Below are 23,070 nucleotides of genomic sequence, written 5' to 3'. Positions count from 1 at the left end.
CCACACCTGTGTCCGCATGAGGAGAACTGTGCCAACGCCAACGCGCAAACCGTCCCGCCCCAAGGGCCAAGGCCAGTGGGCCATGGGCCACCGGGAGCCGCTCAACAAGAACGAGCAGTCCAAGAAGGACGACAACCCGCTCAACGTGCGGCAGCGCATCGAGGGCGTCTACGCCCACCGCGGCTTCGACTCGATCGACCCCGCCGACCTGCGCGGGCGCTTCCGCTGGTGGGGCCTGTACACCCAGCGCAAGCCCGGCATCGCCGGCGGCAAGACCGGCATCCTCGAAGAGGAGGAGCTGGACGACAAGTTCTTCATGATGCGCGTGCGCATGGACGGCGGCCAGCTCAACCTGGCGCAGCTGCGCACCATCGCCGGGATCTCCAAGGAGTTCGCGCGCGACACCGCCGACGTCACCGACCGCGAGAACGTCCAGTACCACTGGATCCGCGTCGAGGACGTCCCCGAGATCTGGCGCCGCCTCGAGGCCGTCGGCCTCGACACCCAGGAGGCCTGCGGCGACTGCCCGCGCGTCATCCTCGGCTCCCCGGTCGCCGGCGTCTCCACCGAAGAGGTCATCGACGCCACCCCGCAGATCCAGGAGATCTACGACCGCTTCATCGGCGACCGCAGCCTCTCCAACCTGCCGCGCAAGTTCAAGTCGACCATCGGCTGGCTGCCCGACAGCCCGTACGAGACCAACGACATCTCCCTCATCGGCGCCCACCACCCCGAGCACGGCCCCGGCTTCGACCTCTACGTCGGCGGCGGCCTCTCCACCAACCCGATGTTCGCCCCCCGCCTGGGCGTCTGGGTCTCCCAGGACGACATCGTCGACGTGTGGGTCAACGTGGTCCGCATCTTCCGCGACTGGGGCTACCGCCGCCTGCGCACCCGCGCGCGCCTGAAGTTCCTCGTCAAGGACTGGGGCCCCGAGAAGTTCCGCGAGGTCCTCGAGTCCGACGCCTACCTCGGCCGCAAGCTCCCCGACCTCGAGCAGCCGCCGGTCCCCGAGAAGCTCCTCGACCACATCGGCGTCCACAAGCAGAACGACGGCAACTACTACATCGGCGTCGCCCCGGTCGCCGGCCGCGTCTCCGGCACGATCCTCGACCAGCTCGCGGACATCGCCGAGAAGTACGGCTCCGACCGCGTCCGCGCCACCCCGCTGCAGAAGCTCCTCGTCCTCGACATCCCCGAGGACAAGATCCGCGACGCCGTGGAGGACCTGCGCTCGATCGGCCTCGAGGCCGAACCGTCCCAGTGGCGACGCAACACCATGGCCTGCACCGGCATCCAGTTCTGCAAGCTCGCCATCGTCGACACCAAGGACCGCGCCCGCGACCTCGTCGCCGAGCTCGAGAAGCGCGTCCCCGAACTCGACGTGCCGATCTCCATCCACGTCAACGGCTGCCCGAACGCCTGCGCCCGCACCCAGACCGGCGACATCGGCCTCAAGGGCCAGCTCGTCACCAACGAGGACGGCGAGCAGGTCGAGGGCTTCCAGGTCCACCTCGGCGGCGGCCACGCCGCCGCGGCGAGCTTGGGACGCAAGTCCCGCGGCCTCAAGGTCGCCTCGGCCGACCTCGGCGACTATGTGGAACGCCTCACCCGGCGCTACCTCGCCGCCAGGTCGGAAGGGGAGACCTTCGCCCAGTGGGTCCACCGCACCGAGGAATCGGAATTGCAGTGAGCGGCCGCGTCGTTCCCTACTACTGCCCCTATTGCGGCGAAGAAGACCTCACGCCGTACGAACCACCGAGCGATGGCGAGCCAGAAGCACGGTCCGACAGCGACGTCGAGATCAAGGGCGGATGGCACTGCGCGGACTGCACCCGCGTCTTCGCCGTCAAATACCACGGGATGGCCGCCGCAGCGAAGTACGCGGCGCCGCCCACGGGCCCAGCGCCCGAGTGATACACCCCGATCGGAGTGAAGCAGCATGAGCACAGGGAAAGAGAGAGACCCTTTCGAACTCCGTGACCTCGCGATGGACGCGGGGAAGCGCCTCGAAGACGCCACGGCCCACCAGATCCTCGAGTGGGCGGTCGGGGAGTTCGGCGAGCGCTTCTGTGTGACCTCCTCGATGGCCGACGCCGCCGTGGTCCACCTCGCCAGCGAGGTCGCCCCCGGTATCGACGTCGTCTTCCTCGACACCGGTCTGCACTTCCCCGAGACCCTCGAAGTCCGCGACTTCGTGGCCGCCACGATGAACGTCAACGTCCGCTCGATCCAGCCCGACCAGTCGGTGCTGGCCCAGGACGCCGAGTTCGGGCCGCGCCTGTTCGCGCGCTCCCCTGACGAATGCTGCGCCCTCCGCAAGGTCCTGCCGCTCAACGCGGCCCTCGCCGACTACGACGGCTGGGCCACCGGCCTGCGCCGCGACGAAGGCCCGAGCCGCGCCAACACGCGCGTCGTCGACTTCGACATCAGCCGCCGCAAGGTCAAGGTCTCCCCGATCGCCAAGTGGACCGAGGCCGACCAGGAGGCGTACATCGAGCGCCACAACATCCCGGTCAACCCGCTGCTCAAGGACGGCTTCCGCTCGATCGGCTGCTGGCCCTGCACCCGGCGCACCGCGCCGGGCGAGGACCCGCGCGCCGGCCGCTGGGCCGCGTTCGACAAGACCGAGTGCGGACTGCATGTCTGACCTGCTCGAACCGGAACCCGACGCGGCCGCCGCGTCGGGTTCCGGCGTCTCGCCCTCCGCACGCCCGGTCGTCCTCGTCGCCCACGGCAGCCCCGACGAGCGCTCACCGCGGGCCGTCCGCGAGATCGCCGCGGCCGCGGGCGCCCACGTCGGCTTCCTGGAATTCAACGACCCGCGCCCGGTCGACGTCCTGACCGGCCTCGCCGACGAGGGCTTCGAGGCGGCGGTCGCCTTGCCGCTGCTGCTGACCGACGCCTACCACTCCCGTACCGACCTCCCCGAGGTCGCGCGGCGCGCGCAGGAGGAGCGTCCGGCGCTCACGGTCAGCGTGGGCCGCCCGGTGGGGGACCTGTCGCTCGCGCCCGCGCTGGTCCGCGGCCTGCCGGAAGGCATCGACGGCCTGGTGGTGTGCGCGGCGGGGACCCGCGTGGACGAGGGCCGCGCCCATGTCGCGGCGGTCGCCGCCGCAGCCGGACGGCTGCTCGGCGTCCCGGCCGGACCCGGCTTCGCCTCCGGCCCGGGGCCGACGGCGGGGGAGACCGTCGCAGCGCTCAAGGCCGAAGGGGCGCAGCGCATCGCCGCGGTCTGCTACTTCATCGCGCCGGGTCTCTTGTGCGACAAGGCGATCGAGTCCGCCCGCGAGGCCGGCGCCGTCCACGTCGGCGAACCGCTCGGCACGGCACCGGAACTCATCGACCTGATAGCGAAGCACGCCGCAGCGGCGTGACGCGGCTCAGCCGGCAGACCGCCTGGTCGCGGTCCAGGAGGTCGCGCGTTCGAGCCCCGCTACTCGGACCCGCCGAAGGGGCGGCGCTCGCCGAACCCGACCGCGCGCCGGGAGGGTCCGCTGAGGACGAGGCCTACGATCGCCGCCGCCAGCGCCCAGAAGCCGATGCCGATGAGCGGGTGGGCCGCCTCGCGGAGGTAGTAGCCGACCGGGAGCCAAAGGAGCCCTTGGAATACCGCCTGCGCGACGATGTCCTGCATGCGGAGGAGCCGGCGCCCGATGAACCAGTAGTAGAGCGCCCCGAGGAACGCGATCAGGGCGACGCCGACGGCGCCGCTGACCGTCTCCACCTGGCCTGTCACGATCTGTGCCAGTCCCCACACCCCGGTGGCGGCGAGTCCCGTTGCGAGGAGCCAGAACAGGATCGCCGCGGCGGTCAAGGTCCAAGGACGGTCACCGGAACCGGGGGATTCGGTGACCGCGCCCATGTCGGCATCGGTTTCGTTCACACGCCAACCGTATCCCGGGCTACGCTGCGCCTATGCGCGACCTGAAAGCAGCGCCACAGCGTGGTCTGCTCATCGTGAACCCGAAGGCCTCCACCGGCTCGCGCCGACGCACGCGCTGGGTGAGGAAGAAGCTCGACGACGTGCTGGATCTCGACGTCGAGGTGACCCGCCGGAGGGACCACGCCGAGATACTGGCGAAGCGCGGGGCGGACAAGGGTTACGACGTGGTCCTCAGCCTCGGCGGCGACGGCACCGTGAACGAGGTCGTCAACGGCCTGGTCGGCGGCGGCCGCCCGGCCGAGGAGGCCCCGGTGTTCGCGCCGATCCCGGCCGGCTCCACGAACGTGTTCGCGCGGGCCCTCGGGCTGCCCTGGGACCGGCGCCGGGCGTCGCTGGCGATCGTGTCCGCCATCGAGGAGTCGCGGGTGCGCACGGTGAGCCTGGGGCGGGCGACCGGCGACGACATCGACCGGCTCTTCACGTTCTGCGCGGGGCTGGGCTGGGACGCGTCGATCATCAAGAAGGTCGAGTCGTACCGGAAGAAGCGGAACCTCGGCGCGCACTACGCCCGCGCGGTCATGGCGGAGCTGAATGAGCATGGTGTGGAAGGCGACACGATCGAGGTGACGCTTTCCAACGGCGAAGAGGACCTTTCGGAAGGCATGGTCGTAGTGCAGAACTGCGCACCGTGGACGTACCTCGGCACCCTTCCGGTGAATCTCAACGCGCGGGCATCCTTTAATGCTGGACTTGATGTCCTGGTTCTGCGTAAACTTGGCCTGTCGGACGCCGCGAAGACCGCCGCTTCACTGCTGGTCGGTCGGGACGGGCCCGACGGCAAACACGCGGTGACGCACCACGATCTCTCCAGGATCAGACTGCGCGCTGCGCTGCCGCAGGCCTTCCAGCTCGATGGGGACTACCTCGGAGAGCGGACCGATGTCGAACTGAGCTCGGTTCCGGAGGCGCTGCGGGTGGCCTGCTAACAACTTGGGAAAACCTCAAGGTGGGTGTTGACAAGTCGCCCGTGAGCAGGCAAGGTTGATTTCGCCATCCCTACCGGGACGGCACGAGACTTACAACCGAATATCGTATTTTCGGTGCGTATAGACCGGGCATTCGGTGGGTACTCACGCCTTGGCGAAGCTTGCGGCCATGAATTTTTTAGAGCCCTGGCGAGTGGTGAGCAAGCCAACGTTGAGTACCAGTGTGTCAAACCGGTTCGACTCGCTGTCACCGACCCCGACAGTCTTGGCGAAGCTTGCGAGCCATAAGTGTGCCAAGACGGTTTCGGGCGAGTGTGGCGGAGGCCGCCACGAGGATCCGCGGTAGGGATTCCGGCGGTATGGTGGACGTGTTCCATGAGTCTTCTTCGAGGTACAGCGCGGTGAGTTCACTCACTTCGAGCTGATTTCCGGAGTCGAACCCTTGACAAATCCCGAGCTTGTGAAAGCATTCACAAGGTAGGTCGGGTCAGAGGTGCGGACCCATTCAGTCGCCACTTGGGCGACCGACGCCGTAGTGCGGGTGTGCTCCCCGATGCCCTGGCGTTCAGCAATGACGCTGATGCGAGAGCGCTCCTGGCGCGCGGTGACAACGATTCCCTTTGTCGGGAACCGCGATCCGCGCCGAGCGTTCGCCAATGCCGCCCGTGAAGGTGCGACCGTCACAGCAGTTCTCCGTGACGGACGCGGCGCGGCACTCACGCGATGCGCGTACTGAACGCCGCCGCGGCCCGATGCGGCCCGCGAGACGCCCGAACCGCAAGAGCTGTTCATAACACCGTGAAAGCAAGATGCTTGATGCTTAGCAAGGAGATGTTTTGATGGATTGGCGCCACGAGGCCATCTGCCGTGACGAGGACCCCGAGCTGTTCTTCCCGATCGGGGACACCGGACCGGCACTGACGCAGATCGAGCAGGCGAAGAACGTCTGCCGGCGCTGCCCCGTGACCGAGGAGTGCCTGCGGTGGGCTCTCGAGACCGGTCAGGACGCGGGCGTGTGGGGTGGCATGAGCGAGATCGAGCGCCGCGAGCTGAAGCGCCGCTCGGGTGCGCTGCGCACCCTGGCGACCCAGGTCGTCGGCTAGCAGCACCGCGCAATCCCTTGATTTAGTCCATCCCTCGATATTTGCGACGACAGAAGCTTGGAAGGCCCGGCGGCCACGCCGGGCCTTCAGGCTTGTCCCGGACGCGAGCGCTCCTCGCGATTCGCGAGGCCCCTTTCAAACCAAGCTATCGGAGGGGTACGACATTCCTTCGCGCTCGGCCGGCCGAGGGGGTCAGAAGATCTGGTGGCGCTGGGTGTCGGCGTCGGCCTCGGTGGGCGGGCGGCGCTGGGAGATGGTGATGGTGGTGGTCGCGCCCTCGACGTGGGCTTCGACCTCGTCGGTGAGCGCTCTGAGGACCTGCCACTGGTAGGACCCGGAGTCGGGCAGGGGGTCGCCTTTGGGGCGGCTGAGGGCGATCTGGAGGGTTTCCTCGCCCACCGCGACGCGGCAGTGGAGGGGCTGGTCGTTCGGCCTGCGGCGGAACGGGCGCGGGCGTCCGTGCTCGGCGGGGATCAGGAGCGTGACGGCGGCGTTGACCGCCGCCCGCAGGTCCTCGATCTCGTCCAGCGAGAACCCGAGGCGGGTCGCCACCGCCGCGGTCGCGGTCGGCAGGACCGACAGGTAGTCGCCCGTCGAGGGCACGTCGAGCAGCAGCACGTCCTCGCGCTCATCGCTCACCGGCATCGCCGCTTCCTGTGACTGAGGGGCCGAAGGACTTCCGCCCTCTCGCCCCAAAGGATAATCGGGTCGGCTCCCCCGCGCCGAACACCCCGCCTGAAATCCCCCCCCGCGAGGGGCCGGTGCGGCGAAGCGCCCGCCGCCGCCTGCGGCGGTGACGGGCGCTCACTGCGGATTCCCGGCGGGCGCTAGGCCTGCTTGGTCTCCCAGAAGATCTTGGCGATCTCGTCGATCTTCGCCAGCAGCTCCTCGGCGACCTTCGGGTCGGCGGAGCCCTTGGCGCCCGAGGCGCCGGCCAGCTTCGTCGCCTCGTTCACGAGGGTGTGCAGCTGCGGGTACTTCTCGAAGTGCGGCGGCTTGAAGTAGTCGGTCCACAGCACCCACAGGTGCTCCTTGACCAGGTTCGAACGCTGCTCCTTGATGATGAGGGCGCGCGTGCGGAACTCCGGGTCCTCGTTGGCCTGGTACTTCTCGCAGATGGCCTTCACGGACTCCGCTTCAATGCGGGCCTGCGCCGGGTCGTAGACCCCGCACGGCAGGTCGCAGTGAGCCGAAGCCGAGATCTGCGGCATGAGCCGCTTGAACAGAGGCTTGAACATTGCCCCTCCAGCTTCTTTCCAGTGGGTGTGATTCCACCGCCGACCCTACCTCTCCGAAGGGCGATTTCGGCCCGGCCCCTAGAGTTAGAGACGCAGCACAGTCCCTCACGGAACACCATGCTGGACAGTGCAAACGCCGTCGCCGACAGGGCGGCACCGCAAGCGCCGCAAACATGGAGGTCATGCCAGATGCTCGCCGCCTACGCCAGTGCCGTGAACCCCGAGGACCCCTTCGCCGCCCTCTCGGTGGGTGAGATCGAGCCTCCGGACGTTCCCGAGGACTGGACGCGGGTGCCGGTCGTAGCGGCCTCGCTCAACCACCACGACCTGTGGTCGCTCGCGGGCGTGGGACTGCGCGCGGACCAGTGCCCGATGATCCTCGGCACGGACGCCGTGGGGCGCACCGCGTCCGGGCACCACGTCGTGGTCTACCCCGTCATCGGCGACGCCTCGCTCGACGACGAGACCTTGGACCCCAAGCGGACCCTGCTCTCCGAGCACTACCCGGGCACACTCGCCGAGTCCGTCGCCGTGCCCGCGCGGAACCTCGTGCCCGCTCCACAAGGGTGGACCGCCGCCGAGGCCGCCTGCCTGCCGACCGCGTTCCTCACCGCCTGGCGGATGCTCACCACGCGCGGCCGCCTCCCCGCCGAGGGCGCCGTGCTCGTGCAGGGCACCGGCGGCGGCGTCGCCACGGCCGCGATCGTGCTCGCGAAGGCCCTCGGCGCGCGCGTCTACGCCACCGGCCGCGACCCTGAGCGGCGCGAGAAGGCCGCGGCGATCGGCGCCGAGCCCGTCGAGGCCGGCGGCCGGCTGCCCGAGCGCGTGGACATCGTCATCGACTCCGTCGGCGCGCCGGTCATGGAGCACTCAATCAAGTCCCTCAAGCCCGGCGGGCGCCTCGTCAACTGCGGCGTCACCGCCGGCCCGGTCGCCGAGGTCGACATGCGGCACGTCTTCTTCAAGCAGCTCGAGATCCTGGGCTCGACCATGGGCACCCGGGACGAACTGCTCGAAGTCATCCGCTTCTGCGCCGAACGGGAGCTCAAGCCCGTCATCGACTCGACATTCACGCTCGCCGACGCGGAAAGCGCACTTCGGCGCCTGCACTCCGGCGAGGCCTTCGGGAAGGTCGTCGTCACCGTGGAGTGAAGCCCACCGTCGTAAGTACGACACTGGAGCCGGTTTCTGGCGGGTTCGCCCTACGGGCGGGCCCGCCTGCGTTCACCCTGTAATGGATGTCACCGCCGAACAGGTTCGGGGTTGCACAAGGGGGAGAGCGGCCATGTCAGTAATGGGTCGGGTCAAGGGCGGTTTCAAATCCGCCGCCGGGAGCACGTGGGTCGTCACGAAGAAGCTCCTGATCAGAGTCGCGATCGCGGCCGCCATCATGGTCGTCGCCATCGCCCTGGCCAGGCACGGGGAGAGCGCCGCGTCCGAGATCGGGGGCGTGGAGGCCTCCGGGACCGACGCGCATCCGATCGCCGCGCAGCGGGCGATCCTCTCGGAGGGCTGGACGGACGAGCAGCTCTTCCTCTGCGACTACACGGTGGACGCCACCTTCGGGGTCTCGATCTTCACCGAGACCGACTGGAGTTCGCGCCGCCTCGCGCGCGTCCTCAACGGCACCGAGCTCGAAGGCTCCTGCATGTCCACGACGGGCGAGAAGTCGCTGGGATGCAACGGCCTGGAATGGGAGACCGAGTGGATCCACGTCCGTCACGGCGACACGGTCGGCTATACGCCCGCCTCCTGCCTCGTCAGTGACGGCATCTTCTGAGCAGCGCCGCAACGAGGCGCGATCAAGCGGCGCCGCCGGCACGGCGCAGTCAGCAAGGGCACGGCTCCAGGCACCAGGGGGAGGGAAGCGCGAAGCGGGGTCCGGCGAATCGCCGGACCCCGCTTCATGCGTGCGCGGCGCCTACTTCAAGCCGACGCCCGCCACGCCTTCGACGATCCGCTTCTGGAAGACCAGGAAGACGATGAGCAGCGGCGCGGCGCCGAGCACCGCGGAGGCCATGGTCTGGGCGTAGAACAGGCCGTAGCCGCCGGCGACGGCCTGGAGGCCCACCGGGAGGGTCATCATCGACGGGTCGGTCGCGATGAGCATCGGCCACAGGAAGTTGTTCCACGAGCCGATGAAGGTGAAGATCCCGACCGCGGCCATGATCGGGCCCGAGACCGGCAGGATCACGTTCCACAGGATGCGGAAGTGCCCGGCGCCGTCGAGCTTCGCGGCCTCCTCGTAGTCGCGCGGGATCCCGTCGAAGAAGCGCTTGAGGATGAACACCATGACCGGGGCGACGACCTGCGGGAGCGCCAGGCCCCAGTAGGTGCCGCCCATGTGGAGGGCGTTCACCAGGTCGAACAGCGGGATGATGAGCGCCTGCCCGGGCACCATCAGGCCGGCGATGATCGAACCGAACACGATGTTCTTGCCCGGGAAGTCGAACCGGGAGAACCCGTACGCGGCGAGCGTGCACAGCACCAGGGTCAGGACGGTCACGATCGTCGAGACGACGGTCGAGTTGAGCATCCAGGTGAGGTGGTCGCCGCGCTCGAAGAGGACCTTGTAGCCCTCGATCGACCATTCGCGGGGGATCCAGTGGATGTCCTGGCCGAGGCTGGCCTCGGTCTCCGACTTCAGCGAGGTGGACACGGCCCACACCAGCGGGAGGAGCCAGAACACCCCGAGGAGGCCCGCGGCGATGTACACGATGACGGCGCCCACGGAGGGCCTTCTGAAGCGGCGGCGCCTGACGGCGGCCGGGCGGCCCGCCTCGGCGGCCGTCGACCTCTCTTGCACTGCGGTCATGTCAGTCCTCCTTCCGGGAGAACAGCCGGAACTGGAAGATGGAGATGATGAGGATGAGCACGAAGAGCACGTAGGACAGCGCCGACGCGTAGCCGATGCGGAAGCCCTCGAAGCCCGCGATGTAGATGTAGTGGATGGCCACTTCGGACTCGCGGTTCGGGCCGCCGCCGGTCATGATGTACATCTGGTCGAAGATGCGCAGGGAAGCGATGAGCTGCAGCACGATCACCATGGCGGTGGTGCGGTTGAGCAGCGGCAGGGTGATGCGCCACAGCTGCTGCCACCAGTTCGCGCCGTCGATCGAGGACGCCTCGTAGACGGACGGGTCGATCGTCTGGAGCGCGGCCAGGTAGAGCAGGAAGTTGAAGCCGAGGGTCCACCACACGGTCGTGATGACCACCGACCACATGGCGACGCCGCCCTCGCCCTGGACCCAGATCTGGTTGGTGTCCGCGTGCTGCAGGCCCAGCAGCTCCAGGTAGTGGTTGAGCAGGCCGCCGTCGGGCTGGTAGATCCAGACCCAGATCATGGTGACCACGGAGACCGGCACGACGAACGGCGCGAAGAACGCCATCCGCAGGAACCAGCCGATGCGGCGGGCGCGGTTGACCAGCAGCGCGAAGACGATCGAGAGGACCACCAGCGGCGGGGTCGAGTAGAGCGTGAACTCCGCGGTGTTCCACAGCGCGTTCCAGGCGCGCTCGTCGCCGAAGGCCTCGAACCAGTTGTCCAGGCCGATCCACGAGGCGGCGCGGCCGGTCAGGCTCTTGTCGGTGAAGGAGTAGTACAGGCCCAGGAAGGTCGGCCAGACCAGGAACAGGGCGTAGAAGGCGACGAAGGGGAGCACGAACCACAGGCCGGTCCACGACCGCTGCTTCGCGTTGGGGGCGGGGGGCCGCACCATTGCGGCGGGCACGGGTGGTGCCTCTGTTTTCACTGTCATCAGAAGTCCTAATGCAACGTTTCAGTCGACCGGGGAGGGCAGGGCGAGGAGGGTTTCGATCCGGTCCTTGATCTGGGCCAGAGCGTCCTCGGGGGTCGTCGCCAGCGCGTACACCTGGTTGAGGACCCCGCCGACCTCGTCGAAGAGGCGGGCGGCGGATCCGGAGAACCACACGTCGGGGTCGAACTGCACGTTCTGGACCACGCCGGAGTACTCCGCGTTCGGTTGCAGCGCCTGGTATTCGGCGCTCTCGGTGACGGGCAGGTAGGCGGGGGTGTGGCCGCCGCCCTCGCCCCAGCGGAAGCTGTTGCGGAGCATGTAGGCCGCGTATTCGAGGGTGGCTTCGCGGACCCCGGTGTCCCAGGTGTTGTGGCGGGGGAGGACGAACGCGTGGCAGTCGCCCTGCGTGTACCGGTGGCCGTTGAAGAACGAGGGCATCTCGGTCATCGAGAAGTCGAGGCCCTGGGCCTCGTTGAAGGCGCGGAAGCGGTTGATCTCCCAGTTGCCGACCTGCACGAGCCCGGCCGAGCCGACTTCGAAGTTGGCCGCGCACTGGCCGCCGTCGGCGAACGTGGGGCACAGGCCCGCTTCGGCCATGCGGTACATGATCTCGATGGCGGTGAGCGCCTTGTCGTCGTCCATCTCGTAGTCGCCGTCGCCGAAGGTCATCTCGCCTTCCTGCTGGCGGTACCAGGCCCAGAACTGGCGCCATCCGGCGAAGGTGTCGAGCGAGGTGCCGTACTCGCCGGTGACGTCCTTGACCGCGCGGAGCAGGTCGAAGTACTCCTCGACGCCGTCGGTCTCCAGGAGGGTGCCGTCGGGGTTGAGGACGCCGGCCTGCTCGCAGACGGTGCGGTTGTAGTAGTTCACCAGGGCGTGGGTGTCGAGGGGGATGGCGTAGAGCTCGCCGCCGGCGAAGGACTTCTCCCAGACGCCGTCGGCGAAGTCCTCGGCGGCCACGCCGTGGCCCTTGAGCTCGCTCTCGGTGAGGGGGTCCATGAGCGTCGCGGGCGAGAGGCTCTTGAGCCGGGAGAGGTGGATGGTGGCGATGTCGGAGGCGTTGCCGCTCGAGGCGCCCATGACGAGGCGGGTGTAGAAGGGGGTGCCCCAGCCGAAGGTGGTGGCCTCGAGGTCGATGTCGGGGTGCTCGGCCGAGAAGTTGCCGTGCATCTCGGTCATGATCGCGCCGTCGGCGCCGGCGAGGAGGTTCCACTGCTTGACGCGGGTCTTGTCGCTGAGGCCGCCGCTGAGCGATCCGCAGCCGGCCAGGCCGAGGCCGGCGGCCGCCGCCGTGCCGGTGAGGAGTGCCCTTCTGGAGACCGCGCTCGAAGCGGGGCCAGGGGGCGAGGGATGATTCGGCATCAATGCATCACTCCAATGTGATTCAGGGTCGGGGGGCCGGTTCCGGGGGTGGGCCGTGGAGCCATTGTTATCGTTCTCATCTGCGCAGGTCAAGGCTGGACATCGGAAGAAAACCGGATTGCAACCTGCGTAAAGTGCCTCGACGCTGAAACGTTATCGGTAAAGTTCCGGTCAATGGGAACAGCGCATCGCAACAGCGCAGAACAGGGGAGGCCGACCGGCCTCCCCTGTGCGTATGCGTGTTGCGCGGTTACTGCGGCTGCGGGACCGCCACGTCGACCAGCGCCTGCTGCTCGACCTCGTGGACCTTCGGCGAGCCGGTGGACGGCGCGGCCGCGGCCGGGCGCGAGATGCGCCGCAGGTGGACCCCGCCGAGCTGCTCGAGCAGGTTGAGCGCGATGTGCGACCAGGCGCCCTGGTTCGCCGGCTCCTCCTGGACCCACGCGGTGTCGGTCGCGTTCGGGAACGCCCCGAGAGCGCTCTTGAGCTCCTCGGCCGGGAGCGGGTAGAGCTGCTCGACGCGGAGGATCGCGGTGTCGGTGACGCCGCGGCTCTCGCGGGCGGCGGCCAGGTCGTAGTAGACCTTGCCCGAGCACAGGAGGACGCGCTTGACGTCCTCTGCCTTGATCTGGCCGCTCGCCACGGCGGTGTCGCGCAGGACCGGCTGGAAGCGGCCGGTGGTGAACTCCTCGAGCTGGCTGACGGCGGCCTTGTGGCGCAGCAGCGACTTCGGCGTGAAGACCACGAGGGGCTTCTTGACCGGGTCGAGGGCCTGGCGGCGCAGCAGGTGGAAGTAGTTCGCCGGGCTCGTGGAGTTGACCACGCGCATGTTCTCGTCGGCGCACAGCTGCAGGAACCGCTCGATGCGGCCCGAGGTGTGGTCGGGGCCCGCGCCTTCGTGGCCGTGCGGCAGGAGCAGGGTCACGCCGGAGTGCTGGCCCCACTTGGCCTCGCCGGAGGAGATGAACTCGTCGGTGATGGTCTGGGCGCCGTCGACGAAGTCGCCGAACTGGGCCTCCCAGAGGACGAGCATCTCGGGGTTCTCGACCGAGTAGCCGTACTCGAAGCCGAGGGCGGCGAACTCGGAGAGCAGTGAGTCGTAGACGAAGAATTTCGCGGCCTGCTCGCCGAGGTGCGCCAGCGGCGTGTACTCGGCGCCGGTGGCCTGGTCGACGACGACGGCGTGGCGCTGCACGAAGGTGCCGCGGCGCGAGTCCTGGCCGGCGAGGCGGATCGGCTTGCCCTGCATGAGGAGCGAACCGAACGCGAGGGTCTCGGCGTAGGCCCAGTCGACCATGCCCGAAGTGGACATCTCGCTGCGCTTCTCGAGGACCTTGCGGACGGCCTTGTGCGGGCCGAACCCTTCGGGGAGCGTGGTGTGGGCCTTGCCGATCATCGCGATGGTCTCGGCGTCCACGGAGGTGTCGATGTTCGCGACGGGCTCGGGCTGGTGGCGCCACGGCAGCGGGCCGGTCTGCCCGGCCAGGGCCTCCTTGGTCTCGCGGAAGACCCGCTCGAGCTGGGCCTGGTAGTCCGCGAGCGCCTCCTCGGCGTCCTCCATGGTGATGTCGCCGCGGCCGATGAGCGCGCGGGTGTAGAGCTTGCGCACGGACTGCTTGCCGTCGATGACCTGGTACATCTGCGGGTTGGTCATCTTGGGGTCGTCGCCCTCGTTGTGGCCGCGGCGGCGGTAGCAGACCATGTCGATGACGACGTCCTTGTTGAACTGCTGCCGGTACGCGAAGGCGAGCTTCGCGACCTCGCACACGGCCTCGGGGTCGTCCCCGTTGACGTGGAAGATCGGCGCCTGGATCATGCGGGCGACGTCGGTGCAGTACAGCGAGGAGCGCGAGTGGGCCGGGGCGGTGGTGAAGCCGACCTGGTTGTTCACGACCACGTGGACGGTGCCGCCGGTGCGGTAGCCGCGCAGCTGCGAGAGGTTCAGGGTCTCGGCGACGACGCCCTGGCCGGCGAAGGCCGCGTCGCCGTGGATCGCCACGGGCATGACGGTGAAGCCGTCCTCGCCCAGGTTGAGGCGGTCCTGCTTGGCGCGGACGATGCCCTCGAGGACCGGGTTCACGGCCTCCAGGTGCGACGGGTTGGCCGCGACCGAGACGACGGTCTCGTTGCGCCCGTCGGGGGAGGTGAACTTGCCGGTGAGGCCCAGGTGGTACTTGACGTCGCCGGAGCCGCCGATGCTCTTGGGGTCGATGTGCCCCTCGAACTCGGTGAAGATCTTGGAGAGCTTCTTGCCGACGATGTTGGCGAGCACGTTGAGGCGGCCGCGGTGCGGCATGCCGATGACGACCTCGTCGATGTCGGCCGAGGCGGCCTCGTTGAGGACGCGGTCGAGCAGCGGGATGAGCGATTCGCCGCCTTCGAGGCTGAACCGCTTCTGGCCCACGAACTTCGTCTGCAGGAAGGTCTCGAAGGCCTCGGCGGCGTTGAGCCGCCCGAGGATGTGCTTCTGCTCCTCGACCTTCGGCTTCTCGAAGGGGACCTCGATGCGGCGCTGGATCCACGCGCGCTCTTCGGGGTCCTGGATGTGCATGTACTCCACGCCGACGCGGCGGCAGTAGGAGTCGCGGAGCACGCCGAGGATGTCGCGCAGCTTCATGCGCTGCTGGCCCGCGAACCCGCCGACGGGGAAGGTCCGGTCGAGGTCCCACAGGGTGAGGCCGTGCGACAGGATGTCGAGGTCGGGGTGGCGGCGGATCTCGTAGTGCAGCGGGTTCGTGTCGGCCATGAGGTGGCCGCGCACCCGGTACGCGTGGATGAGCTCGATGACGCGGGCGTTCTTGTCGATCTGGCCCTCGTGGGTCTTCGACACGTCGCGGACCCAGCGGACCGGCTCGTAGGGGATGAGCAGGGAGCGGAAGACCTCGTCGAAGAAGCCGTCGCCGAGCAGCAGTTGGTGCAGCGTGGCGAGGAACTGGCCGGACTCGGCGCCCTGGATGATGCGGTGGTCGTAGGTCGAGGTGACCGTCATGATCCGGGAGACGCCCAGGTCGGAGAGGGTCTCGTCGGAGGCCCCGGCGAACTCGGCGGGCACCTCCATGGCGCCGACGCCGACGATGAGGCCCTGGCCCTTCATCAGGCGCGGCACGGAGTGGACGGTGCCGATCCCGCCGGGGTTGGTGAGCGTGAGCGTCGCCCCGGCGTGGTCCTCCATGGTGAGCTTGTTGTTGCGGGCCTTGCGGACCAGGTCCTCGTAGGCCTGCCAGAACTCGCGGAAGTCCATCGACTCGCAGTTCTTGATCGAGGGCACGACGAGGGTGCGGCTGCCGTCGGGCCTGGCGAGGTCGATCGCGAGGCCGAGGTTGATGGATGAGGGGGTGACGAGCTGCGGCTTGCCGTCCACGACCTTGTACGAGGCGTTCATGCCCGGGTGGGCCTTGACGGCCTGCACCAGCGCGTAGCCGATCAGGTGGGTGAAGGAGACCTTCCCGCCCTGGCCGCGCTTGAGGTGGTTGTTGATGACGATCCGGTTGTCGAACAGGAGCTTCGCGGGGACCGCGCGCACCGACGTGGCGGTGGGGATCTCCAGGGACGCGTCCATGTTCTGGGCCACCTTGGCCGCGACGCCTTTGAGCGGCTTGGTACCGGCGGAGCCTGCGGAGCCGGCAGTGGTGGAGTCGGGTTCGTTCACGACGGGCTCTGCCTTCTTCGCGGGTTCTGCAACGGGGGCCGACGCAGCGGGGGCGGCCTTCACAGGCTCGGGCTCGACCTGGGACTCAGGCTCGGATTCGACGACCGGGGTCGCCGGCTCTTCGAATTGACGGCTCGCAAGCTTCGCCGAGGCCGGCTCGGCCTCGGGCTTCGTCGCGACGGCAGGGGCCGCTGCGGCGGCCGGCTCGGCCTTGCGCGCGCCCTCGTCGGCGAAGGATGCGCCCGTCGGATCGCCGCCGAAGAACTCGCGCCAACCGGCGCTGACACTGTCGGGGTTTTCGCGGTAACGCTCATACATCTCGTTGACCAGCCATTCATTGGCACCGAAATCGGTCAACGGATTGCCCGGAGTCGCACTCGACACGACTGAATCGCCTCTTCTTTGACGCTGCGTGGACGGGGACGGCAGTCCCCGGACTCAAGGGTAACCGGGGGGAGGAGAAAGTGTAGTACCGGTAACGCCGTTGCGGGGCCGGTCACTCAGGTCGTCGCGAATATGCTGCGCAGCAGGCAGATGCAGGTGGCAGTCTCTTTCGCCACATCGGCGTTTCGCACAGCGCCGGGCCCGCGGTTGTGCGTTCGCGGCCGTTGCGGAACGCACTCGCGCCCCGGCCGGAGCCGGGGCGCGATACGACGAATGCGGGTGCCGCGGAGCGGGCCTAACCGGCCGCGCTGCGCTCCTTGCTCGAGAACGTCTCGGTCGGCTCCTCGAGGAGCTCCTCGGCGCCGACGACGGTGAACAAGCGGGTGATGAAGCGGTTGGGGTTGACCACCGCCAGCGCGACGCCCATCTCGCGGGCGATGCGGTAGGCCACCACGATGGTGCCGATACCGGTGGAGTCGAGGACCGTCACCTTGGCGACGTCGACCCGGATGGCGGTGGCCCCGCCCGCCTCGAGGGCGTTGGTGATCGTCTCGCGGATCTGCGGCGCGGTCGCGTAGTCGACCTCGCCTGCCAGCTCGACGGTGACGACCCCGGCGTCGGTCGTGGCGGTCTCGATTGACAGCGTCATGAACTCACCTGATTCGGTAGGGTCCCGAGCGCAATGCGTGCCCGGCTGCGACACAAAGTCTATCCGACCGGTACGACGGAAAACAGTTCGCGCGCGCCAGTTTCCCGCATAGCCGCACACTCCTCCGATAAAGGTCACTCGAACGTGTTCCGCGCGGGTGCGCAGCGTCACCGCCGCGGCGGCCCGGCCGCGGACCGCTTGGCACGCCCCAGCCGCGAGCGTATGCTTCACAACCACCCGTGACCTGCGGACCGCTGACCCCGCCGAACCTGTGAGAGGCCCATGCCGCTTTCGACTAGCCAGCCGAACGCCGAGACCGAGGCCACCCTGCTCGTCGTCGAGGACGAGGAGAACATCTGCGAACTCCTGGCCACGTCGCTGCGGTACGCCGGCTTCGCCGTCCACGCCGTGGGCACCGGTGACGAAGCCCTCCGCTCCATCGCCCGGCACCGCCCCGACCTGGTCGTCCTCGACGTGAACCTCCCCGACTTCGACGGCTTCGAGGTCGTGCGCCGCATGCGCTCGGGCTCCGACCACACCCCCGTCCTCTTCCTCACCGCCCGCGACGACACCGCCGACACCGTCACCGGCCTCTCCGTGGGCGGCGACGACTACATCACCAAGCCCTTCGCGCTCGAAGAGGTCGTCGCCCGCATCCGCGCCGTCCTGCGCCGCTCCTCCGGCGAACTGCCCCGGCCCTCGCGCCTCCAGTACGCCGACCTCGAACTCGACGAGGAGACCCACGAGGTGTGGCGCTCGGGCAAGGCCGTGCAGCTCTCGCCCACCGAGTTCAAGCTCCTGCGCTACTTCATGATCAACGCCGGGCGGGTGCTCTCCAAAGCCCAGATCCTCGACCACGTGTGGCGCTACGACTTCCGCGGCGACGACGGCATCGTCGAGTCCTACGTCTCCTACCTGCGCCGCAAGATCGACACCGGCGAGCCCAAACTCATCCAGACCCTCCGGGGCATCGGCTACGTCCTGCGGGAGCAGCATCGTTGAGTGCGCCGCGCGTATTCGAGGGCGTCCGCGACAAGTGGGACCGGACGCCGCTGAGGGTTCGGCTCACCGCGGCCGTGCTCGTCCTCGTGGCGGGCTCCCTCATCCTCATCAGCGTCTCCACCATCCTCGCGCTGCACTCGTACTTCCTCGGCACCGTGGACGACGAGCTCAAGACCCAGCTCATCGAGTTCAGCCCCGAGAACTTCGAGCCCGAGCTGTTCAACGAGACCGACGAGGCGCCCGGGGTGAGCCCGGAGCAGTACATCTTCAGCCTCGTGTCGCCGAGCGGGACCCGCTACGACCGGCCCGACGACCGCGCCGACTCGCCCGTGTTCGACTACGAGCAGCTCAAGGCCGCCAACGGCGAGGCGTTCACGGCGCTGAGCGCCGACGGCGTGACGCGCTGGCGGGTGCTGGGCCTGCCGGGCTCCGAAGTGGGCAGCAAGGACGTCGACTACAAGCCCGAGGAGCACAACCTCGACCCCGACTCGTACTACGTGCTCTCCTACAAGCTCTCGCACTTCGACAAGACCGTGGCGGGGCTCGTGTGGGTCGACCTGCTCATCGGGGCGGGCGTGCTCGCGGGCCTGGCGGCGATCGGCGTGGGTCTGGTCCGCGCGAGCCTCTCGCCGCTGCGGCAGATCGAGAACACGGCGGCGATGATCGCCGCGGGGAACTACTCGCGGCGCGTCCCGGACCACGATCCGAGCACCGAGGTGGGCCGGGTCGGGCGGGCCATCAACTCGATGCTGACCAAAGTAGAGGGTGCGATCCGCGCCCGGGAATGGTCGGAGCAGCGCGCGCACGACTCCGAGGAGCGGATGCGCGAGTTCATCGCGGACGCCTCGCACGAGCTGCGCACCCCGCTCACGAGCGTGCGCGGGTACGCCGAGCTCGTGCGCACCAACCCGCAGATGCCCGAGGCCGACCGGCAGCAGTACATCGGGCAGATCGAGGAGGCCGCCAAGCGCATGGGCCTGCTCGTGGGCGACCTGCTGCACCTGGCCCGGCTCGGGCAGGAGCGGCCGGTCGAGACCGAGCCGGTGGACCTGGCCGTGCTCGGCCATGAGGCCGTCGCCGCGCACGCGGTGATGGCCGAGGACCACGAGTTCAGCTTCACCGGCGCCCCCGGCGCCTCCACTGTGGTCGCCGCCGACCGGGCGCGGATGCGGCAGGTGCTCGACAACCTCCTGTCGAACGCGGTCCGGCACACGCCCGAGGGCACGCACATCAACGTCGAGGTCGCGGCCGAGGACGAGACCGTGCGGCTCACCGTCGCCGACGACGGCCCCGGCATGACGCCCGAGACCGCCGAACGGGTCTTCGAGCGGTTCTTCCGCTCCGACTCCGTCTCGCACCCCGGTTCGGGCCTCGGCCTGGCGATCGTGGCCGCGATCGTGAAGGCCCACGGCGGCACCGTCCAGGTCGCGTCCGAGCCCGGCGAAGGCACCGCGTTCACCGTGATCCTCACGGCCGAGCCGCCCGCCGCCGACTAGGCGCTCTTGGAAAGCTTTAAAGGACGTCGATGTCCCGCGAGCGGGCAGCGGTGGCTCCGGCCGCTCTGACCAGCGCCTCCGTGTCCGGACCGGACGCGGATCATTAAAGGCTTTTAAGGCGTTTTCGCAGCGGGCCGAGAGGTCCGCCCGTCATGCTGCCTTACATGAGCAGCACTGAGAGCACCAAGGGCCCCGAGGGGACCGAAGCGCAGGGCCCCGACGGGCCTCGCACCCCCGCCGCACCCGAGCCGGCGGCCGCCGCGGCCCCGGCCCCCGAGCAGGCCGCGAGCCTGCCGCCCAGCACCTCGCCCGCCGGCGACACCGCCGTCATCGGCGCCGCGCACCCGGACGCGCCGCAGGCGCCCGCCGCGCCCGCAGCCGGACCCTCCCACCCTGCCGACGCCGCGCCGCCGACGCACCACACGCAGGTCCTCCACGGGACGCCCGCACCGGCCCCCGCCGGGGCGCCGCACATGTCCGCCCCCGCTTGGCAGCCCGGCGGACCCGTCCCGCCGATCTACCACCAGCCCGGCGCGCCCGTCGGCCCGCCGCGGCCGCGCGGCCGCGGGAAGCTCGTGGCCGGAGCGCTCGCACTGGCGCTGATCGCGGGCGGCGCGGGCGGCATCGCGGGCTGGTTCCTCAACGACGGCGGCGGCGGCACCACCAACGTCCAGTCCGTCTCGATGGACGCCGGCGAGGGCATGACCTACACCGAGATCGTGAACAAGGTCAGCCCCTCGGTCGTCACCATCGTGACCGACGCGGCCGAAGGCTCCGGCGTCGTCTACTCCAAGGACGGCTACATTGTCACCAACAACCACGTGGTGGACGGCGCTCGCAGTGTGGAGGTCCGCTTCTCGGACGGCAGTTCCGCCCCCGCGGACATCGTCGCCACCGACGCCACCCAGGACCTCGCCGTCATCCGGGTCGACGGCGTCGACGACCTCACGCCGGTCGCCTTCGCCGACTCCAGCTCCGTGCAGGTCGGCGACGTCGCCGTCGCGATCGGCTCCCCGCTGGGCCTGGAAGGCACCGTGACCACGGGCATCGTCTCCGCGCTCGACCGGTCCATGACCGTCTCGGGCGAGCAGGGCATGGGCCAGCAGTCCAGCTCGACCCTGAGCGGCCTCATCCAGACCGACGCCGCCATCAACTCCGGCAACTCCGGCGGCGCCCTCGTCAACGGCGACGGCGAGCTCATCGGCATCAACACTGCCATCGCCACCACCGACTCCGGCTCGATCGGCCTCGGCTTCTCGATCCCGTCGAACACCGTGCAGGACACGGTGCAGCAGCTCATCGACAGCGGCTCGGTCGAGCGCGGCTACCTCGGCGTCTCGGTGGCCGACACCGACGGCAACGGGGCCATGGTCCTCAGCGTCGAACCCGACTCGCCCGCCGCCCAGGCCGGGCTCCAGGAGGGCGACGTGATCACCGCGATCGACGGGACCCCCGTCACCACCGCGTCCGAAGTGGTCGCCGCCGTGCAGGGCACCTCCTCGGGCACCGAGGTCGCCATCACCTACACCCGCGACCAGCAGCAGGCCGAGACCACAGCGACCCTCGAAGCCTCCTGACCGACGACGCGAACGCGGCCCCGAGCCATCTGGCTCGGGGCCGCGTTCGCGTGCTCGAGGGCCGTCGAGCACGCGTCACTGCGGGATGCCGTGGCGCCGTGTCGCGATCACGACGCCAAGGCGCTCTCCTCGCGGAGCTCAGGGCCTGCCCTGGACGTTCACTGCGCCGTGGTGCTCGCGCTCGGCTCGAGGGCGGCGCGGGCCGGGTGCAGCTGCGGCGGGGCGATCCCGGTGTCGATCCACTCCGCGAGGCGGTCGCGGTCGACGATGAGGACCCCCAGCTGGGCGGCCACGGCCTCGTTGCGAGCGGCGTGGTGCATCCAGTGCAGGTTCGCGTTGGTGATGAGCACGCCCGCGTCGCAGTCCCAGCGGGCCTTGATCTCGCCGCCGAGGATCTGGACGTGGCGGTTGCCGTTGCGCCGCCGCATCGTCTTGTCGTCCTTCTTGGCGCGCACGATGATCCGCTGCCCGTTGTTGAAGGTGACCACGAAGTTGCAGCCCAGGTCGTTCTTGCGGTGGCCGAACTTCTTGACGCGCTTGGCGTCCAGGCCCACCAGGAGCTGGCCCGCCATGGCGTCGAACTGGGGGATGTTCATCTTGTCGACGCTGCGCATGAGGGTGTGGCGCTCGGCGGCGACGGCGCGGTCGCGGTGCTCGTGCCCGCGCGAGCGGAACAGGAACCAGCCCGCGAGTGCGGTGCCGCCCAACAGGATCGCCACCGAAGCGAACCAGGCCCAGTGGTCCGCTATGAATCCGAGAACGAAATAACCGAGGATGAGAGCGGCGACTCCCGCTCCGACTCTGAGGATCACGGACAAGGCGGCCTCCACTGGGTTGAGAGGGCTCGACAGATACACGGCTGGCGTCGCCGGGGGACGGTCAGCGTTATGTCGCCTGTGATGTAGCGGTGCAAGTGCATGGCTCGCGAACGCGTCGCCATGGCGGTTCAAAATCATGGCTCGCAAGCTTCGCCATGACTATGAGTATCCGTTACCGTTCGCTCACGCGTAAGGTCACTGTCCGGTACCCGACAGCTTGGCGCGACATCCTGCATGTGCGGCCCGTCGCGGCACGGTCACCGAGCCTCCGCCCCGCCCTCGGCGGTGGGGGATACTGGCCCGATGTCGAACTCCGCAACAGGCGTTTTGGTGCTTCTCGGTGCGCCCCTGGGAAATCCAGAGGACGCCTCGTCTCGGCTCCGGACCGAGCTGGCCCGCGCCGACGTCATCGCCGCAGAGGATACCCGGCGGCTCCGGCGGCTCCTCAGTGAACTGGATGTCGTTCCCACCGCGGCGATCACGTCCTATTTCGAGGCGAACGAGGCGGGTCGAACGACGACCCTTATCGAACAATTGTACGACGGAAAGCGGGTTGCCGTCATCACCGACGGCGGCATGCCCTCGGTCTCCGACCCCGGCTTCCGCCTGGTCAAGGCCGCGATCGACGCCGGCATCGCGGTGACCTGCGCGCCCGGCGCGAGCGCGGTGACGACCGCGCTGGCGCTCTCGGGGATGCCCTGCGACCGGTTCTGCTTCGAGGGTTTCGCGCCGCGCAAGGACGGCGAGCGGCGGCGACTGTTCGCCGAACTCGCCGAGGAGAAGCGCACCATGGTGTTCTTCGAGTCGCCGCGGCGCGTCGAGGAGACCCTGCGCGCCATGGCCTCCGCCTTCGGCGCGGACCGGCCCGCCGCGCTCTGCCGGGAACTCACGAAGACCCACGAGGAGATCCGCCGCGGCGGCCTCGCCGAGCTCGCCGAAGGCGCCGCCGACGATCCGCCGCGCGGCGAGATCACCCTCGTCGTCTCCGGCTGGACCGGCCCGGACGCGAGCGAGGCCACCCCCGAGGCGATGGCCGCCGCCGTGGCCGCTCTCGAGGCGGCCGGCACCGACCGCAAACTCGCCATGAAGGAAGTCGCCGTCCGCTACGGCGTCAGCCGCCGCGACGTCTACGACGCGGTGCTGAAGGCGGACTGAGCAGCAT

At 69.2% G+C, this 23,070-nt stretch carries 21 protein-coding genes; 12 read left to right on the top strand and 9 right to left on the bottom strand.

Translation table 11 applies throughout. From position 1 onward, the window contains the following. The first annotated feature begins 16 nt into the window (after positions 1 to 16). The 4 genes from AB0K52_RS03700 to AB0K52_RS03685 are packed head-to-tail and all read left to right on the top strand — an operon-like array spanning position 17 to position 3,377. Entirely contained in the window at positions 17 to 1,693 is a 1,677-nt protein-coding gene (locus AB0K52_RS03700) for a nitrite/sulfite reductase (protein WP_363525696.1), read from the top strand. Further along, positions 1,690 to 1,917: a hypothetical protein gene (locus AB0K52_RS03695; RefSeq protein ID WP_363525694.1), complete on the top strand. Its 228-nt coding sequence runs from the start codon at positions 1,690 to 1,692 to the stop codon at positions 1,915 to 1,917. Before AB0K52_RS03700 ends, AB0K52_RS03695 begins: the two co-directional genes overlap by 4 nt. Before the next feature lie 25 nt (positions 1,918 to 1,942). Then, positions 1,943 to 2,650 (top strand): phosphoadenylyl-sulfate reductase, encoded by a 708-nt coding sequence (locus AB0K52_RS03690; RefSeq protein WP_208496333.1) that lies wholly within the window; start codon positions 1,943 to 1,945, stop codon positions 2,648 to 2,650. Beyond that, positions 2,643 to 3,377: a CbiX/SirB N-terminal domain-containing protein gene (locus AB0K52_RS03685; RefSeq protein ID WP_363525691.1), complete on the top strand. Its 735-nt coding sequence runs from the start codon at positions 2,643 to 2,645 to the stop codon at positions 3,375 to 3,377. The genes AB0K52_RS03690 and AB0K52_RS03685 overlap by 8 nt, the downstream gene beginning before the upstream one ends. Before the next feature lie 59 nt (positions 3,378 to 3,436). Here the strand turns inward: AB0K52_RS03685 and AB0K52_RS03680 are convergent, their stop codons facing one another. Next, the gene (locus AB0K52_RS03680) at positions 3,437 to 3,886 is read right to left on the bottom strand and encodes a hypothetical protein (protein WP_363525688.1); all 450 of its coding nucleotides are present in this window, start codon (positions 3,884 to 3,886) and stop codon (positions 3,437 to 3,439) included. 32 nt (positions 3,887 to 3,918) lie between these two features. Here AB0K52_RS03680 and AB0K52_RS03675 point away from each other — a divergent pair, with 32 nt between their 5' ends. Together AB0K52_RS03675 and AB0K52_RS03670 are read left to right on the top strand one after the other, a co-directional pair. Continuing rightward, positions 3,919 to 4,872 (top strand): diacylglycerol kinase family protein, encoded by a 954-nt coding sequence (locus AB0K52_RS03675; RefSeq protein WP_363525685.1) that lies wholly within the window; start codon positions 3,919 to 3,921, stop codon positions 4,870 to 4,872. 839 nt (positions 4,873 to 5,711) lie between these two features. Further along, a complete protein-coding gene (locus AB0K52_RS03670) occupies positions 5,712 to 5,975 on the top strand; it encodes a WhiB family transcriptional regulator (protein ID WP_208496337.1) in 264 nt (87 codons plus the stop codon). Positions 5,976 to 6,167: 192 nt separating this feature from the next. On the opposite strand, the gene AB0K52_RS03665 is transcribed toward AB0K52_RS03670, so the two are convergent. Beyond that, entirely contained in the window at positions 6,168 to 6,620 is a 453-nt protein-coding gene (locus AB0K52_RS03665; protein WP_363525682.1) for an anti-sigma regulatory factor, read from the bottom strand. 182 nt (positions 6,621 to 6,802) lie between these two features. Beyond that, complete coding sequence (gene sodN / locus AB0K52_RS03660; RefSeq protein WP_243901056.1) at positions 6,803 to 7,213, bottom strand: superoxide dismutase, Ni; 411 nt, start codon at positions 7,211 to 7,213, stop codon at positions 6,803 to 6,805. Between the two features lie 189 nt (positions 7,214 to 7,402). Between sodN and AB0K52_RS03655 the strand changes: the two genes are divergently transcribed. Together AB0K52_RS03655 and AB0K52_RS03650 are read left to right on the top strand one after the other, a co-directional pair. Beyond that, positions 7,403 to 8,365 (top strand): zinc-binding dehydrogenase, encoded by a 963-nt coding sequence (locus tag AB0K52_RS03655; protein WP_363525679.1) that lies wholly within the window; start codon positions 7,403 to 7,405, stop codon positions 8,363 to 8,365. Between the two features lie 133 nt (positions 8,366 to 8,498). Continuing rightward, a complete protein-coding gene (locus AB0K52_RS03650; protein WP_363525676.1) occupies positions 8,499 to 8,993 on the top strand; it encodes a hypothetical protein in 495 nt (164 codons plus the stop codon). 141 nt (positions 8,994 to 9,134) lie between these two features. On the opposite strand, the gene AB0K52_RS03645 is transcribed toward AB0K52_RS03650, so the two are convergent. The 5 genes from AB0K52_RS03645 to AB0K52_RS03625 form a co-directional block, all read right to left on the bottom strand. Next, complete coding sequence (locus AB0K52_RS03645; RefSeq protein ID WP_363525673.1) at positions 9,135 to 10,028, bottom strand: carbohydrate ABC transporter permease; 894 nt, start codon at positions 10,026 to 10,028, stop codon at positions 9,135 to 9,137. Between the two features lies 1 nt (position 10,029). Further along, the gene (locus AB0K52_RS03640; protein ID WP_363525670.1) at positions 10,030 to 10,971 is read right to left on the bottom strand and encodes a sugar ABC transporter permease; all 942 of its coding nucleotides are present in this window, start codon (positions 10,969 to 10,971) and stop codon (positions 10,030 to 10,032) included. Between the two features lie 21 nt (positions 10,972 to 10,992). Beyond that, complete coding sequence (locus AB0K52_RS03635; RefSeq protein ID WP_363525668.1) at positions 10,993 to 12,333, bottom strand: extracellular solute-binding protein; 1,341 nt, start codon at positions 12,331 to 12,333, stop codon at positions 10,993 to 10,995. Positions 12,334 to 12,583: 250 nt separating this feature from the next. Continuing rightward, positions 12,584 to 16,366 (bottom strand): multifunctional oxoglutarate decarboxylase/oxoglutarate dehydrogenase thiamine pyrophosphate-binding subunit/dihydrolipoyllysine-residue succinyltransferase subunit, encoded by a 3,783-nt coding sequence (locus tag AB0K52_RS03630; RefSeq protein ID WP_363525665.1) that lies wholly within the window; start codon positions 16,364 to 16,366, stop codon positions 12,584 to 12,586. A gap of 295 nt (positions 16,367 to 16,661) precedes the next feature. Further along, positions 16,662 to 17,015: an STAS domain-containing protein gene (locus tag AB0K52_RS03625; protein ID WP_143015085.1), complete on the bottom strand. Its 354-nt coding sequence runs from the start codon at positions 17,013 to 17,015 to the stop codon at positions 16,662 to 16,664. Positions 17,016 to 17,297: 282 nt separating this feature from the next. Here AB0K52_RS03625 and AB0K52_RS03620 point away from each other — a divergent pair, with 282 nt between their 5' ends. The 3 genes from AB0K52_RS03620 (at position 17,298) to AB0K52_RS03610 (ending at position 21,090) form a co-directional block, all read left to right on the top strand. Continuing rightward, positions 17,298 to 18,017: a response regulator transcription factor gene (locus AB0K52_RS03620; protein ID WP_205326275.1), complete on the top strand. Its 720-nt coding sequence runs from the start codon at positions 17,298 to 17,300 to the stop codon at positions 18,015 to 18,017. Next, positions 18,014 to 19,513 carry a HAMP domain-containing sensor histidine kinase gene (locus AB0K52_RS03615; RefSeq protein WP_363525660.1) on the top strand — a complete coding sequence of 500 codons (1,500 nt, stop codon included), beginning with the start codon at positions 18,014 to 18,016 and terminating at the stop codon, positions 19,511 to 19,513. The genes AB0K52_RS03620 and AB0K52_RS03615 overlap by 4 nt, the downstream gene beginning before the upstream one ends. A 164-nt stretch (positions 19,514 to 19,677) precedes the next feature. Next, the gene (locus AB0K52_RS03610) at positions 19,678 to 21,090 is read left to right on the top strand and encodes a trypsin-like peptidase domain-containing protein (RefSeq protein WP_363525657.1); all 1,413 of its coding nucleotides are present in this window, start codon (positions 19,678 to 19,680) and stop codon (positions 21,088 to 21,090) included. A gap of 158 nt (positions 21,091 to 21,248) precedes the next feature. Here the strand turns inward: AB0K52_RS03610 and AB0K52_RS03605 are convergent, their stop codons facing one another. Next, positions 21,249 to 21,809: a restriction endonuclease gene (locus tag AB0K52_RS03605; protein WP_363525654.1), complete on the bottom strand. Its 561-nt coding sequence runs from the start codon at positions 21,807 to 21,809 to the stop codon at positions 21,249 to 21,251. A 402-nt stretch (positions 21,810 to 22,211) separates the two neighbouring features. On the opposite strand from AB0K52_RS03605, the gene rsmI reads away from it, so the two are divergent. After that, positions 22,212 to 23,063 (top strand): 16S rRNA (cytidine(1402)-2'-O)-methyltransferase, encoded by an 852-nt coding sequence (rsmI, locus tag AB0K52_RS03600; protein WP_363525651.1) that lies wholly within the window; start codon positions 22,212 to 22,214, stop codon positions 23,061 to 23,063. Positions 23,064 to 23,070 lie beyond the last annotated feature (7 nt).

Source organism: Glycomyces sp. NPDC049804, from assembly GCF_040674615.1.
GTDB classification, from domain to species: Bacteria; Actinomycetota; Actinomycetes; order Mycobacteriales; family Micromonosporaceae; genus Glycomyces; species Glycomyces niveus.
This window is presented reverse-complemented; position numbering and strand designations above follow the sequence as displayed.